This window comes from Pseudomonas sp. HS6 (assembly GCF_023375815.1).
Lineage (GTDB): Bacteria > Pseudomonadota > Gammaproteobacteria > Pseudomonadales > Pseudomonadaceae > Aquipseudomonas.
This window is the reverse complement of the sequence record NZ_CP067412.1, coordinates 6,063,342-6,078,722: the sequence shown is the minus strand read 5'-3', so window position 1 is coordinate 6,078,722 and position 15,381 is coordinate 6,063,342. Positions and strand designations below refer to the sequence as shown.

Below are 15,381 nucleotides of genomic sequence, written 5' to 3'. Positions count from 1 at the left end.
CCGGTTTTTTTATTTTTTGTGCTCATACACTCAACGCTGCGCCATCTCCCCCACCGGATACACCGACTCCCATCCCCCACCCAACGCCCGGTACAACCCGACCATCGCCAGTGAAACGCCGGTGGAGCTTTCCACCCATTGCTCCTGCGTCGCGAGCAGTGCGCCCTGGACGGTGAGGACGTTGACGAAGTCGACCACGCCTTCGACGTATTGCTGTTGCGCGGTGCGCAGGGCGATCTGGTTCTGGCGCACGGCTTCGGCGAGGCTGTCGCGGCGGCGCTGGCTGGCATTGTAGGCGGTCAGTTGATCGTCGATTTCGTGCCAGGCGCGCAGCACGGTCTGTTGATAACCGATCGCTGCTTCCTGCTGCTGGGCTTCGCGCAGTTGCAGCACGCCGCGCAAGCGGCCGCCGTCGAACAGCGGCAGGCTGAATTGCGGGCCGATGCCGAAGGCCCGTGAGCCCCAGGAACCGAAATCGCTGAGCTGCATGGCTTGCGAACCGAGATTGCCGGACAGGGTGATGCGCGGATAGAAATCACCCTTGGCCACGCCGATGTTGGCGGTGGCGGCATGCAACCGGGCTTCGGCCTGGCGGATGTCAGGTCGGCGTTCGGCCAGTTGCGACGGCAGGCCGATGGCGACTTCCAGCGGCGATTGTGGCACCGGAGCGTCTGTGGATAACTCTTTGGACAGGGCTTGCGGCGGTTCGCCCATCAACAGACTGATGGCGTTGATCAGTTGCGCCTGACGTTGCTCCAGCGCCGGCAGGCGCGATTCGATGGCCGCCACTTGCGCGGCCGCTTCGGCCACGTCGAGATCGGTGGCCACCCCGTCGTTCAACCGCAGTTGCGAGAGTTTCAGGCTGTGCCGCGCGACATCGAGATTCTGCTCGGTGACTGCGCGGGTGTTCTGCACGCCGCGTAGCTGGATGTAGTTCTGCGCGGTGTCTGCGAGTACCGCCAACAGAACGCCGCGACGGTCGTTTTCCGCGACTTCCAGGTTGGCATCGGCTGCTTCGGTTTCCCGGCGCACGCGGCCCCAGAAGTCCAGTTCCCAGGAGGCGGAGAAACCGGCGTCCCACAGGTTGAAGGCCGAATCGCCGTTGTGTCCGGACGGATCGCTCAGGCCTTTGCCACTGTTGCGTTCACGCGCATAACTGCCGGTGGCAGCCGTTGTCGGATAGCGGTCCGCGGTGATTACCTGGCGGGCGGCACGGCTTTGTTGCAGGCGACTGCTGGCCAGTTGCAGGTCGAGGTTGCTGCTCACGGCGCGCTGGGTCAGGGCGGAAAGTTGCGCGTCGTGGAAGACTTCCCACCAGCGCTCGTTCAGCGGTTCGCTGACGGCCTGGCTGGGGGCGGATTTGGCGGGTTTGGCCCAGTCGGCGATCTGCGTAGCTTCGGGCTTCTGAAAGTCCGGGCCGACGGTGCAAGCCGCCAAAGCCGAGAGACTCAGAGCAATGGTCATGGACTGAACGCGTTTCATCGCTGCGTCACCTCACGCACCGACGTCGCGGAGCTTTTGGTATCAATGCTCGCCTCCACCGACATGCCCACGCGCAGGCGCTCGGCCAGTGGCTGGCCCGGCTCCAGCAGGATCTTCACCGGAATCCGCTGCACGACTTTGGTGAAGTTGCCGGTGGCGTTGTCCGGTTTCACGGCGGCAAAGGTCACGCCGGTGGCCGGGGCGATGCTTTCGACCCGCCCGCTCAATGCTTCGCCGCCGAGGCTATCGACACGCACTACAACGTCCTGTCCAGCCTGCACGTCGGTGAGTTGGGTTTCCTGAAAGTTGGCGACCACATAAGCCTGCTTCAACGGCACCACCGCCAGCAGTTTGCTGCCCGGCGTCACATAGGCGCCGACCCGCACCGCGCGCTCGCCGATCATGCCGTCCTGGGGCGCGGTGATGCGCGTGTAGGACAGCTCGAAACTGGCGATTTCCAGCGCCGCCTGTGCTTGTTTCAGACTGCCTTCGGCGGCATCGCGCTGCGCCGTCAGAATCTCGACCTGTTTGCGTTCCGCTGCCAGTTTTGCCGTGGCGGTGTCCAGCCGTGCGGAGGCCTGATCGATCCGGGTGCGCGCCTGTTGCGCGTTCTGCACAGTGCCGGCACCGACGCCGGCCAGATGGTTATAGCGGTTCAATTCCTGCTGGGCGAAAGCCATTTCAGCTTTGGCCGAGACCACCGACGCCTGAGCCTGAGCGATCACCGATGTCTGCCGTTCCAGAGTAGCTTTGGCGTTTTGCAACTGAGCCCGGGCGACCAAGGTATGCGCATCGGCGGCTTCGGCAGCGGCGCGCAAGTCGCGATCATCGATCAGCGCCAGCAACTGCCCGGCCTTGACCTGCTGGTTGTCTTCCACCTGCACTTCCTTGATGAACCCCGCCACACGCGGCACCACCAAGGTGAAGTCGGCAGAGACGAACGCATCGTTGGTGCTCTGCTGAGTACGTTTGCCGAACAGGCCGGGCATCGCCAGATACACCAGCACACCGACCGCCAGCGCAGCGGCTACGGCCACCGCGAGTTTTTGCTTTGCTTGAGTCGTCATAAAAACCTTCTGTTCCAGTCAGGTCGGCGCGCGTGGCGGAAAGATCCGCGTCGGCAGCCAGAAAATCAGCAGGATCAGCGCCACTGCGACGCCGGCCATACACAGATAAAGATCCGAAGAAGTCAGCACCACCGCCTGTTCATGCAGGCGATGGGCGAGTGCCGGGTCGTTGCCAGGGACCAGCGGCGAGTTGCCAAGGCGATCCACCAGCATCGTCGAGTGAAAATGCAGGCGTGCCGTTGTCAGCGCCTCGATCACGCCGGTGGCGACCACCGCCGCCAGACCTTTCACGGTGTTGAACCACGCCGAGGCGAACGGCCCGTCCTGCGGCTGGATGCTGCCGGTCGACAGCATCAGCAACGGCAGCACCGCCATCGGCTGGCCGAAAATCTGCAGCCATTGCAGGACGTAGAAATCGTCACGAATCCATTCCGAGGTCAGTTGCGAGCCGCCGAGGCACGACAGCGTCAACATGCTCAAACCGATGCCGAGCACCCAGCGGCAATCGACCCAACGCAGGTTGCACAGCGCCGCCACCAGCGGCAGCGCGATCAATTGCGGCAACGCCGCGAGCAACATGATCGGCGCGGTCTGCACCGGCCGGTAACCCTGCACCTGAGCCAGATAACTCGATGGAATCAGCACCACCGCCAGCAGCACCACCAGCACTCCGGCCAACGTCATCAGCGCAAACGACAGGTTGCGGATGCCGAGCATCTGCAACTTGAAAAACGGAATCGGCTGCGACCATTCATTGATCAGAAACGCCACCAGCAACAGCGAACCGGCACCGAGCAAACCGCAGATCAGGCTCGACTCGAACCAGTCCAGGCGATTGCCCTGCAACAGGCCGATCACCAGCATGCAGATCGCCGGAAAACCCAGCAGCAGGCCCTTCCAGTTGAACGACTTGAGGCGCTCCAGACGCAGCGGATCTTGCGGCAGGCCATACGCGACAGCGGCCATGGCGATCAGGCACGGCACGATGATTTGCCAGAATGTCCACTGCCAGCCGACGTATTCGGTCCACAACCCGGCCAGCGGTGTACCGAGACCGGGGCCAAAAGTAGCGGTCAGGGCATAACCGGCGAGGCCGTACAGTTTGAAATTGGCCGGCAGAAACCGCAGCGCAACGGTCATCAGCATCGGCGGCAGCGCGCCGCCAGCCAGGCCTTGCAGGATGCGCATCAGCAACAGGCTTTCGTAGTTCGGGGCGAACGGACAGAGCACCCCGAGCAGGGTGAACACACCGATGGCGCACAGGGTGAAGCGACGCAGGGAAAAGGTCACCGAGCACCACGGCGCGAACGCCATGGCCGCCACCGAAGTCGCGGTGTAGCTGGCGACCAGCCAGGTGCCTTCGTCATAACCGATGCTCAGGGCGCCGCGAATGTCGGCCAGGGCAACCTTGGTCACCATCTCGTTGAGGCCCGACACCAGCACCGCCAGCAGCACGCCGACCAGACCGATGATGATCCGCGCCCCGAACACCGGTGGCGCGGCGGCCATCGGAGCGGCAGCGGCAATCGGCGCCGTGACCGTCAGGGATGTCATGCAGGCAAACTCCGGAGGGAAAAATACCGGAGCATCTTAGTAAGGCTTACGACTGACGAAAATTGACTTGTCGGCAGCTTATAGTTGCACCAGACGCAATCCTCAGGGCTGCGCCGCCAGCCAGGTCTCGTCGCAGCAGGTCTTGAGGGTCTCACGCAGCCAGCGGTGGGCCGGATCCTTGTCGAAACGCGGGTGCCAGGCCTGAGTCAGCATCAGCGTCGGCAACGGGATCGGCAGGTCGAACGAGCGCAGCTTCAACCCCAATCGCCGCACGCTGAGCAGCGCTTCCTTGGGCACCGGCAGGATCAGGTCGGAGTCCGGCAGGGCGAACATCGCCGCGTGGAAACTGGGCGCGATCACAGCGACTCGCCGCTCCAGCCCCAAGGCATTCAAAGCGGTGTCGATAGGCCCACGGGCGATGCCTCGACGGGACATGCTGATGTGGGAAAAACCGGCGTAACGCTCGGCGGTGATTTCACCATCAAGCAACGGGTGATCTTCACGTACCAGACCGACGAAGTGGGTGGAGAACAGGTTCTGTACTTTGACTTCCGGGCTCAGCGGGCGGGTGTTGCTGACACTCAGATCGATCCGCCCTTCGCGCAGTGCTTCATCGTCGCCATCGCCCTCAGGGACGAAGCGCAGTTCGCAGTGCGGTGCCTGCTGATCGAGGGTGTCGAACAGCTTGCCGCCGTACACGCCGACGAAAAAATCGTTGGCGCGAATGCTGAACCGCCGGCGCAACGTGCCCAACTCGACAGCATCGGCCGAGCGAAACAGCAGCGCCGCCTGCTCGACCACGTCCCGCACCTGTTCGCGCAGCGCCAGCGCCTTGGGCGTCGGCACCAACCCCCGGCCAGCACGAACCAGAATCGGATCGCCTATGGCTTCGCGAATCCGCGTCAGCGTGCGACTCATGGCCGCCGGGCTGAGGTTCATCCGCCGCGCGGCGCCCACCACGCTGCCCTCGTCGAGCAAGGCGTCGAGGGCGACCAACAGGTTCATGTCCGGAAGTTGCATGCTGAGCACTCGTGACCGATCAGGATTGATTCGCACGCAATGCTAGCAGAGGTGTGCGCCCTCAGTTGTTGATCGGCTTGATTTCAAAATGCAATTCGTTGATGCGCTCTGCGAGAGGATCAGTGGTCTCGGCTATCCTTGGCAAACAGTCTTGTAACTCAAGACTCTCCTTACTTGGAAGCGTCACTTCTTGCACGATGTCAGCAACACGAGGACCGAAATAAAGGAAAGTTTCCGGAATAATTCCTGCAATTGAGATACGACGCTGCTCCGGCCCCACAAACAAAACGTGGTATTGCTGTGGATCAACTCCAGCGCAATTGAAATTCGAACTGAAATCGGCCGCATGGGCGACTCTGTACAGGATATGTAGTCGCTTGGTCTCCGAGAAAAAATGGTTAACGTAAAACGCGCTCATGCCTGTCATGAAAAAAATCAGTGCGGCAGAAAAAATAACTGCCAACGGATTTTTATGTGTCTCGGACCAAAACTCGCTGTCTCGTATTTTGAAGAAAAAATAGATTGCGGTGACAGCTGCACAGGTGACCAGGGGCCAAAACAGAAAAATCGACAGTTGAATAACAGTACCGGCCACTAACGTCATCGGCAGGGCTGACGCATCAAAGGGAAAAATACTGTTGATATCACTTACCGCCTTCATTTTGGCAAAGTAGGTGGCTGCGCCAAGGAGTATCGTCCAGAAAAAAGCGGAGACTGCGTAATTACCGAAGTGTCTCAGAATCTTTTGTTCGATCAGAATTACGACGCCAAATATGGCCACAATCATCGAAGCACACGTTACGGCTAAAACCCAACCCGGTGTCAGCAGATCATTTGAGGATATGACGAGGCTTGTAACATAAAGAAAAAACGACAGCGTCAAAACCCAACCTACGACATTGGGTTTATCTGCATTCGTATTCGATTCAAACTCTTCTCTGGCCAAAGAAGAAATTCCTTTTTCAATGTGGATTTCAATGCACCTATAACGGCCTCCAGCCATAAAACTTAAGCATTGAAATACCAACATAAAACAAGCCTTAACCCATCAGCGCTGCATCCCCCAGCGCTTCACCGTCACCCGCTCCAGCGTGTCGAACACCAGATTCTCCACCAGCAAACCGATGAGGATCACCACGGCCAGACCGGCAAACACCTTGTCGGTGTACAGCTCGTTGCGGTTCTGGAAGATGTACCAGCCCAGGCCACCCTTGCCGCTGGTGGCACCGAACACCAGTTCGGCGGCGATCAGGGTACGCCAGGCGAAGGCCCAGCCGATTTTCAGCCCGGCGAGGATCGACGGCAGCGCCGCCGGAATCAGGATGAACAGCACGAAGCGCATGCCTTTCAAACCGTAGTTGCGCCCGGCCATGCGCAGGGTTTCCGAGACGCCGAGAAACCCGGCATAAGTGTTCAGCGCCAGCGCCCACAGCACCGAATGCACGAGTACGAAAATCAGGCTGTTCTGCCCTAATCCAAACCACAACAACGCCAGTGGTAGCAGCGCAATGGCCGGCAACGGGTTGAACATCGAAGTCAGGGTGCTCAGCAGATCCCGGCCGAACTGCGTCGAAACCGCCAGCGTGGTCAGGGCAAATGCCAGGACGATGCCGATCAGATACCCCTTGAGCAGCACCACAAGGGAAATCCATACTTTGCCCAGCAGTTCGCCGCTGAGCAGGCCGTCATACAGCGCAGAACTGGTCTGCAAGAAACTTGGCAGCAACAAATCATTGTTCTGTACCCGGGCGACCACTTCCCAGAGCACCGCGAGCAGAATCAGGATCACGCTTTTGCGCAACCAACCCTGTTGCCACAGACGCTGGCCCAGCGGTAATTCGCGCTCCACCGGCACGCTGGTCAGCGGCTGCAGTTCGATTTCGAATTCTTGACGTACAGATGATGAATGGCTCATCGGGCGATCCTCCGGGTGGCTCAATAAGCGATGCGAATGTCGTTGAAATCGTGCTCGCGCTCGGTTTCCGGCGACTGCCCTTCATCGAACAGCAGCCGATGAATACGCCGCGCCGACTCCTGGAACGCCACGCCGCCGAGGCTTTGCAGGTCGTATTGGTGACTGTGCACTTCCGCCCTCACCCGCCCCGGATGCGGCGACAGCAGCAGGATGCGATTGCCGACCACCAGCGCTTCTTCAATCGAGTGAGTGACGAACAGCAAGGTAAAACGCACCTCCTCCCAGAGCAGCAGCAATTCCTCCTGCATCTTGCGCCGGGTCAGGGCGTCCAGTGCGGCGAACGGTTCGTCCATCAGCAGGATTTTCGGCTGCATCGCCAGCGCCCGGGCTATCGCCACTCGAGCCTTCATGCCGCCAGACAAAGTGTGCGGATAGGCATCGGCAAATGCCGCCAGACCGACCTTTTCCAGGTAATGCAGCGCACGCTCTTCGGCTTCCTTCTTCTTCAGCGTGCGCGAAGCCAGCAGCGGAAACATCACGTTCTGTTTGACGGTTTTCCACGGCGGCAGTTGATCGAACTCCTGAAACACCACGATCCGGTCCGGCCCCGGCGCATCGACGCGCTGGCCTTGCAGACGGATCTCGCCCTCGCACGGCGCAATGAACCCGGCGACGGCTTTGAGCAAGGTCGATTTACCGCAACCGGACGGCCCGAGCAGCACAAAGCGATCCTCCTGATCGACTTCGAAACTGACCTGGTGAGTGGCCCGCACGACGCGCTGCGGCGTGCGGTATTCGAGGCTGACATGGTCGACCGCCAGCAGCGCTTGCGCCGTGACGATCGGGTTGCTGGCCGCGTGGCCTTGCAAAGGGGCGTTCATGTCGATCAGCTCCCTTGCAGCGGTTTGGCGTCCTGGAAGAAGTAGTCCTTCCACGATTCAGGCTTGTTCTTGATCGCGCCGACGCGGTAGAGGAACTCGGCCAGCGGGTAGGTGTTTTTCGGCGTGACGCTGAATTCGAACTGCGGGTTGTCGATGATTTTCAGCAGTTCGGCGCGGTCGATCTTGGCCTTGGTCACGCGGATATAAGTGTCCGCCGCCGCGCCTTTATCGTTCTGCGCAAATTGCGCGGCTTCGGTCAGCGCTTCGACAAACGCCTTGTAGGTCTTCGGGTTGTCGTTGCGGAATTTCTCGGTGGCGAACAGCACCGTTGGCGAGTTCGGGCCGAGGATGTCGTAGGAATTGAGCACCACATGTACGTTCGGATTCTGCAGCGCCTGATCCTGGAACGGCGGGTTGGAGAAATGCCCGGTCAGCTCGGTGCCGCCGGCAATCAGCGCAGCGGTGGCGTCCGGGTGCGGAACCGCGATGGTGTACTTGTCGAGGCGATTGAATTCCTTGTCGCCCCACTGCTTGGCCGCCGCGTATTGCAAGAAGCGCGACTGCACGGAAACGCCAACCGCCGGCACCGCGATGCGATCCTTCTCGGTGAAGTCGGCGATGGTTTTGACCTTGGGATTGTTGCTGACGAGGTAGTACGGGAAGTTGCCCAGCGAGGCCACGGCTTTGACGTTCTGCTTGCCGTGGGTGCGATCCCAGATGGTCAGCAACGGCCCGACGCCGGCACCGGCAATGTCGATGGAACCGGAAAGCAGCGCATCGTTGACCGCCGCGCCGCCCGACAACTGAGTCCAGTCGACCTTGATGTCGAGGCCTTCCTGCTTGCCGTACTTCTCGATCAGCCCCTGATCGCGCACGACATTGAGCAATAAATAGACAATGCCGAACTGCTCGGCGATGCGGATTTCACCTTCGGCGTGGGCCACAGTCGGCGCCACCAGGCTGCCGGCGATCAGGCTGAAACCGAGGCCGATGGCCGCCGCCAGCGGTGCGAATGGAAGACGTTTGGACATGATCGGATCTCCGACAAATCAGAAAGGCGCGTCGCCCTGGATGGTGGTGCGATACAGCTTGCGGCGCAGGTGCGCAGGGCAACCGGCGGCAAGGTGAATCAGCGAACGGTTGTCCCAGAACACCAGGTCGTGGGGCTGCCATTGGTGGCGATAGATGTTCTGCGGCTGCACGCTGTGGGCGTAGAGCTCGTCGAGCAGTTGCTTGCTCTCGTCCTCCGGCAGGCCGACGATGCGGGTGGTGAAGCCTTCACTGACGAACAACGCCTTGCGGCCGTTTTCCGGGTGGGTGCGAACAACCGGGTGCACGACCTCGGCGACTTGAGCCAATTGCTCCGGGGTCAGGGTCGGGCGCCAGTTCCCTTCGAATTTGGTTTCGCTGTAGCGCGCGGTGTAGGAATGCGCAGCCGAGCGGCCTTCGACGGCTTTGCGCAGCGCGTCGGGCAGGCTGTCCCAGGCTTTGTGCATGTCAGCGAACAGGGTGTCGCCACCTTCGGACGGCAGCTCCTGGGCGTGCAGCATCGAGCCGAGGCTCGGCAGCTCTTTATAGGAAAGGTCCGAGTGCCAGAATTTGCCGGCATCACCGAGGCCAATGTTCTGGCCGTTTTCGACGATGTTGGAAACGATGAGGATTTCCGGGTGGTTCGCTAGCAGGAATTGCTTGAGCACGTGGATCTGCAACACACCGAAGCGGCGGCTGAAATCGATCTGTTGTTGCGGGGTGATGCGCTGGTCGCGGAACACCACGACGTGGTGATCGAGGTGCGCGCGGTGGATGCGGGCGAAATCCTCTTCGTTGACCGGACCTGTCAGGTCGAGGCCGATGATTTCGGCGCCGACGGCACCGCTGAACGGGCGGATCTCGAAGGTTTGCGGCGCGACAGTCGCGGCGCTTGAGGTAGCAGTAGCTGCGGACATCAATCAATCTCCCACGCACGGCACGCTCAAGGGCGCGCGCGTCGATCTGAAACTCACGCTGGATTGCGTGTGGGTTCGTGTCGTGCGGCGCGCCGATTGGTCGGCAGGTACGCAGGAGGCTGACTTTATAGCTATAAGAAGCGGAATTTAAATACTGTTAACGAATAACGATATGGCGATTGTTTAGGAATGGACTGGATGGTGAGTGACCATTTGTGTCACTTACTGACAGGGATGTGGTGTTCAAACTGAAGCTATCGCTGGCAAGCCAGCTCCCACAGACTCCACTGCGAACACACAATCGTGTTCCCATCGAGATCCCTGTGGGAGCGGGCTTGCCCGCGATGGGGCCAGTCAGGCCAATGAAGATCTAGCGCTCGTGCAACGCCTCGGCCCGCGCCCGGATGATCGGTTTGAGCAGGTAGCTCAGCACCGTTTTCTTGCCGGTGATGATGTCCACCGATGCCACCATCCCCGGGATGATCAGCAACGGCTTCTCATCTGTGCCGAGGTGACTGCGATCAGTGCGCAGCTTGATGATGTAGTAGGTGGTTTTCTTGTCTTCGTCGGTGATGGTGTCGGCGCCGATCTGTTCCAGCTTGGCCTTCAGGCCACCGTAGATGGTGTAGTCATACGCGGTGAATTTCACCGTGGCTTCCTGGCCCGGATGCAGGAACGCGATGTCCTGCGGACGGATCTTCGCTTCGACCAGCAGGGTGTCGTCCAGCGGCACGATTTCCAGCAAATCGCTGCCCGGCTGAATCACGCCGCCGATGGTGTTGACCAGCATCTTGTTGACGATGCCCCGCACCGGCGAAGTGACGAGCGTACGGCTGACCCGGTCTTCCAGCGCCTTGCCGGTGGCCTGGGCCTTGTTCAGGTCGGTGCGGGCCTCATTGAGCTGGGTCAGAGCTTCGCTGCGGAATTTGCCGCGAGTTTCGTCGATCTTGCGTTGTACTTCCTTGATCGCCGATTCGGCACGCGGGATCGCCAGCGTGGTGGCATCAAGCTGACCACGGGTTTCCACTTCCGCACGTTTGAGCCGCAGCACTTCCACCGGCGACACCGCGCCCTGGGCCACCAGCGGCTCAGACATGTTGATTTCCTGGCGTTGCAGGCCGAGTTGCTGGCGGTACTGTGCCTGCTTCGAGGTGAACTCGCGCAACTCTTGCTGGCGCTGGATCAATTGTTCCTGCAAGCCGCCAACTTCATCATGCAATTGCTGGCGACGGCTGACGTACAGCGACTCTTCACTCTTGGCCTGACCCGGCACGGCTTTGAGCACGTCCTCGGGGAAATTCAGCGGCCGGTCATCGACCTCGGCGCTCAGGCGCTCGACCCGCAGCAGCATCGACAAGCGATCCGCTTCGGTTTCGCCGACGTTGGAAGCGAATCGCGTGTCATCCAGGCGAATCAACGGTGCGCCGGCCTCGACGATCTGGCCTTCCTTGACGAACAGCTCGGAGACGATCCCGCCCTCGAGGTTCTGGATTTTCTGGATCTTCGACGAGGGAATCGCCTTGCCGTCGCCCTTGGTCACTTCATCGATCACGGCGAAGTTTGCCCACAGCATCAGGAACACGAAGAAACCGATGATTGCCCAGATCGTCAGGCGCACCACGCGTGGCGCATCCTCGATCAAGGCCTTGTTGACCTCTGGCAGCGGCTGGCCCTGCAACGAGGCAGAGCCCTTGAAGTAGCGACGGATCGAATCCTTGAAACCCGACTTAAGCAACACTGATCTGCCCCTTCTTCAACGCTTCCATCACGGCGGCTTTCGGGCCATCGGCGAGAATCTGCCCGCGGTCGATCACCAGCAGACGATCCACCAGCGACAGCAGCGATGCCCGGTGCGTCACCAGCACCACGGTTTTGTTTTCAACGACTGCAGCCAGGCGTTGCTTGAGGCGTTCTTCGCCGGTGTTGTCCATGGCACTGGTCGGTTCGTCGAGAAGCAGGATCGGCGGATTGAGCAATAGCGCCCGGGCCAGGGCGACGTTCTGCCGCTGGCCGCCGGACAGGTTCTGTCCGCGCTCGCCGACTTGCAGTTCATAACCCTGCGGATGTAGGCGGGCGAATTCATGCACGCCGGCCAGTTCGGCGGCTTGCAGCACCAGTTCGTCCTCGACGTAACGAGCGCCGGAAATCAGGTTGTCGCGCAGAGTGCCGGCCAGCAACTGGATGTCCTGGGGCACGTAGCCGATGTTGTAGCGCAGCTCGCTGACGTCGATCTGACGGATGTCGACGCCGTCCACCAGCAGCGCGCCGTCGTCCGGCTGATACAGGCCGACCAGCAGTTTGGCCAGCGAGCTCTTGCCCGAACCACTGCGGCCGATGATGCCGATCTTCTCTCCGGGACGGATCACCAGGTTGATGTTCTTCAACGCCGGGTTCTGTTGATCCGGGTAGGTGAAGTTGAGCTGACGGCATTCGATGGCGCCTTGCAGGACCTTGCGGCTCAGCGGGCGCTCTTCGAAATTGCGCTCTTGCGGCAGCTCCATCATCTGGTCGACCGAGGTCATGGTCACCCGCGCCTGCTGATAACGGGTCAGCAGACCGGACAGTGACGCCAGCGGGCTCAGTGCGCGGCCACTGAGCATGTAGCAGGCAATCAGACCGCCCATGCTCAGGTTGCCGGCGATGATCTGGTACACGCCAAAGACGATCATGATCACACCGGCCAGTTGCTGGATCAGCAGGGTGATGTTCATCGCCAGGCCGGAGAGCATTTTCACCCGCAGTTCGAGGCGGCTGAGGGTGCCGATGGTTTGTTCCCACTGGTACTGGCGTTCGCTTTCGGCGTTGTTGACCTTCACCGCGTCGAGGCCGGCGAGGGTTTCGATCAGGCTCGATTGACGCTCGGCACCCAGCGCCATGGTGCGTTCCATGGTTGCCACCAGCGGCTTTTGCAGTGCGTAGCCGATCAGCAGCGCAATCGGGAAGGCCAGCACCGGAATCCACACCAGATGCCCGCCGAGAATGGCGATGACGATGAAGATCAAAATGGTGAACGGCAGGTCGATCAGGCTGGTCAGGGTCAGCGAGGCGAGGAAGTCGCGCAGGCTTTGAAACTCGTGGATGTTCTGGGCAAAGCTGCCGACCCGCGCCGGCCGGTACTTCATGGCCATGCCGACGATACGTTCGAACAGCGTGGCGGAGATGATCAGGTCGGTTTTCTTGCCCGCCAGATCCAGGCACAGGCTGCGCAGGCTCTTGAGGATCAGGTCGAAGATGTAGGCGCCGGTGATGCCCAGCGCGAGGACCCACAGGGTCGCTTCGGCCTGGTTCGGCACTACGCGATCGTAGACGTTCATCACGAACAGCGGCGCGGCCATGGCGATGATGTTGATCAGGAAACTGGCGGCGATGGCGTCAACGTACAGCCAGCGCGAACGCTTGAGGGTGTCGCGGAACCACGAGCGGGCGCGCGGAATCAGCGTGCCGTGGTTGACGTCGAATTTGTGTTGGGGTTGGGCGAAGAACACTTTGCCGAGGTAATCGTCGTTCAGCAGCTCACGGTTGACGAGGGACTCGCCGCCGTCGCTTTCGCTGAGCAGCACCCGGGCTTCGTTCTCACCCTGCCAGCCGAGCAGGACAGCGCTGCGGCCATCCTTGAGCAGCAACAGCGCCGGCATGGCGATGGCGGGAATCTCTTCCAGCTTGCGTTGCAGCACCCGCCCCTGCAGCCCGGCGCGCGCCGCCGCACGGGGCAGCAGCTCGACACTCAGGCGTTGCTTGGGCAGCGGCAGACCGGTGGTCAGCATCGCCGCGCTGGCGGGTTTCTGGTGCAGCATGCAAAGGGCGAGCAGACCATCCAGTAACGGATCGTCGTGCAACGCGCGTGGATCATGACTGAGATGAACTCGACTGACTTCTGATTCCACGCTCGACACTCTTTAACAGTTGAAAAGGGACAACTCAATTCATCCCGGGCAGTTGGACCTTGGGCTTCACGTCGTTCTGCACAACGGATGCCATCGGTGCGACCACTCCCTGGCTCTTGAGCAACTCGCCCATGGTCGCCTTGATTCGATACTGAGTAAATAACTGAATGTTTTTGATCTCGGCCAGACGGCGCGAAGCGGTGAACAGTTCGTTTTCACTGTCGAGCAAATCCAGCAGGGTTCGTTCGCCGAGGCTGAACTGACGCTGGTAAGCGGTGCGCACTGCGGTGCTGTGATCAACGTACTGCTGAGCGATCGGCACCTGGGCGTTGGCGTTGTTCAGGGCGTTCCAGGCCAGGCCCAGTTCTTCATTCAACTGACGCAGGGCGTTGTTGCGGATGTCCAGTGCCTGGTTCGACAGGTAGGACTTGGATTCCAGATCAGCCTTGTTGCTGCCGCCGGAGTACAGGTTGAAGCGCATGCGCAACATCGCCTGCCATTCATTGTTGTGACCGTTCTGGCCGTCGAGGTCGTTGTCGGCGGTGCGGCCCAGCTCGGCGTCGAAGCGTGGGTAGAAGGTCGACTTGGCGGTTTCGTACTGCTTCTCGGCTGCGGCGATATCGGACTCGGCCGAGCGCAGGATCGGGCTGTTTTCCAGCATCTGCGTGCGCGCTTCGTTGAGGTTGGCCGGCATCATCGCCATGAACGGTGCCGGACGCTCCAACTGATCGGGCATCTGGCCGACAGCGCTGAGGAAGTTGGTTTCCGAGTCGGCGAGATTGGTCTGCTCGGTGATCAGGTTGTTGCGGGCCTGGGCCATCCGCGCTTCGGCCTGGTCGAGGTCCGCACCGCTGCCGACGCCGCGCTGGGTGCGCAACTGGATCTGGTCATAGATGCGCTGGTGGCTCTTGAGGTTCTCGTCGGCCAGGCGCACGAATTCGCGACGGGTCAGCACATCCAGATAAACCTGAGCCACGGTCAGCGCGGTGCGCTCCGAAGTACCAAGCAAGGAATAGGCGCGAGAGTTGACGGTGGCTTGTTGACGCCCGACTTCGCTGGACGTCGCAAAACCGTCAAAAACCATTTGCGACAGGCGCAGACTCGACTCGGAGCGGTTCAGGGTTTCCCAGTGATTGCCGCCGCCGTTGGCGCGGGTAGTAACGCTGTCGGTGCCTTCACGGCCATAACCGCCGAGCAGATCGACCTTCGGCAGGTATCCACCTTTGGCAGCCTTTAACTGATAATCCGCAGCCAATCGACTGTTGACCCCTGCCTGGATTTCCGGATGGACATCCAGTGCCTGTTGCATGGCTTCCGGTAAGGATTGTGCTTGAGCAAAAGACGCGGCGAGTGCGAAAGGTAGAGCCTTGAACAGGGGCGAACGCATGGTAAGGAATTCCCAGAACTTCTTGTCGTGAATCACAGCAAATAAGGGTGCTGCGTCGGATGATGGCAACCGGAATGACCGTATGTCGGAAAGTTTAAAACCGGAACTGGATCACATGCTCAAGGGCAAGTCGCCGCGTAAATATCAATGTGACATTAGTGGGGCGATTGTTTAGGATGGCATCCATAAGGTCAATAGTTTGGCATAAAGTTAATAGCGAAAGATTCTAGCCAAAATATTGACAC

12 protein-coding genes are annotated in these 15,381 nt (G+C 60.5%); all 12 read right to left on the bottom strand.

Going from position 1 to position 15,381, the window contains the following annotated elements:
* Positions 1 to 30 precede the first annotated feature (30 nt).
* Positions 31 to 1,482: an efflux transporter outer membrane subunit gene (locus JJN09_RS27480; RefSeq protein WP_249484574.1), complete on the bottom strand. Its 1,452-nt coding sequence runs from the start codon at positions 1,480 to 1,482 to the stop codon at positions 31 to 33.
* Positions 1,479 to 2,549 (bottom strand): HlyD family secretion protein, encoded by a 1,071-nt coding sequence (locus tag JJN09_RS27475; protein ID WP_249484573.1) that lies wholly within the window; start codon positions 2,547 to 2,549, stop codon positions 1,479 to 1,481. Before JJN09_RS27475 ends, JJN09_RS27480 begins: the two co-directional genes overlap by 4 nt.
* Before the next feature lie 18 nt (positions 2,550 to 2,567).
* Entirely contained in the window at positions 2,568 to 4,103 is a 1,536-nt protein-coding gene (locus tag JJN09_RS27470; RefSeq protein ID WP_249484572.1) for an MFS transporter, read from the bottom strand.
* 102 nt (positions 4,104 to 4,205) lie between these two features.
* Positions 4,206 to 5,123, bottom strand: a complete 918-nt coding sequence (locus JJN09_RS27465; RefSeq protein WP_249484571.1) for a LysR family transcriptional regulator — start codon at positions 5,121 to 5,123, stop codon at positions 4,206 to 4,208.
* Between the two features lie 61 nt (positions 5,124 to 5,184).
* Positions 5,185 to 6,153, bottom strand: a complete 969-nt coding sequence (locus tag JJN09_RS27460) for a hypothetical protein (RefSeq protein ID WP_249484570.1) — start codon at positions 6,151 to 6,153, stop codon at positions 5,185 to 5,187.
* A gap of 18 nt (positions 6,154 to 6,171) precedes the next feature.
* Complete coding sequence (locus tag JJN09_RS27455; RefSeq protein WP_249484569.1) at positions 6,172 to 7,038, bottom strand: ABC transporter permease; 867 nt, start codon at positions 7,036 to 7,038, stop codon at positions 6,172 to 6,174.
* A gap of 20 nt (positions 7,039 to 7,058) precedes the next feature.
* Positions 7,059 to 7,919: an ABC transporter ATP-binding protein gene (locus JJN09_RS27450; RefSeq protein WP_249484568.1), complete on the bottom strand. Its 861-nt coding sequence runs from the start codon at positions 7,917 to 7,919 to the stop codon at positions 7,059 to 7,061.
* 5 nt (positions 7,920 to 7,924) lie between these two features.
* Positions 7,925 to 8,950 carry an ABC transporter substrate-binding protein gene (locus JJN09_RS27445; RefSeq protein ID WP_098966545.1) on the bottom strand — a complete coding sequence of 342 codons (1,026 nt, stop codon included), beginning with the start codon at positions 8,948 to 8,950 and terminating at the stop codon, positions 7,925 to 7,927.
* Between the two features lie 18 nt (positions 8,951 to 8,968).
* Positions 8,969 to 9,865: a TauD/TfdA family dioxygenase gene (locus JJN09_RS27440; protein ID WP_249484567.1), complete on the bottom strand. Its 897-nt coding sequence runs from the start codon at positions 9,863 to 9,865 to the stop codon at positions 8,969 to 8,971.
* Positions 9,866 to 10,235: 370 nt separating this feature from the next.
* Complete coding sequence (locus tag JJN09_RS27435; protein WP_249484566.1) at positions 10,236 to 11,603, bottom strand: HlyD family type I secretion periplasmic adaptor subunit; 1,368 nt, start codon at positions 11,601 to 11,603, stop codon at positions 10,236 to 10,238.
* Complete coding sequence (locus tag JJN09_RS27430; protein WP_249484565.1) at positions 11,593 to 13,749, bottom strand: type I secretion system permease/ATPase; 2,157 nt, start codon at positions 13,747 to 13,749, stop codon at positions 11,593 to 11,595. The genes JJN09_RS27435 and JJN09_RS27430 overlap by 11 nt, the downstream gene beginning before the upstream one ends.
* Positions 13,750 to 13,783: 34 nt before the next feature.
* Complete coding sequence (locus tag JJN09_RS27425; RefSeq protein WP_249484564.1) at positions 13,784 to 15,136, bottom strand: TolC family outer membrane protein; 1,353 nt, start codon at positions 15,134 to 15,136, stop codon at positions 13,784 to 13,786.
* Between the last annotated feature and the right edge of the window lie 245 nt (positions 15,137 to 15,381).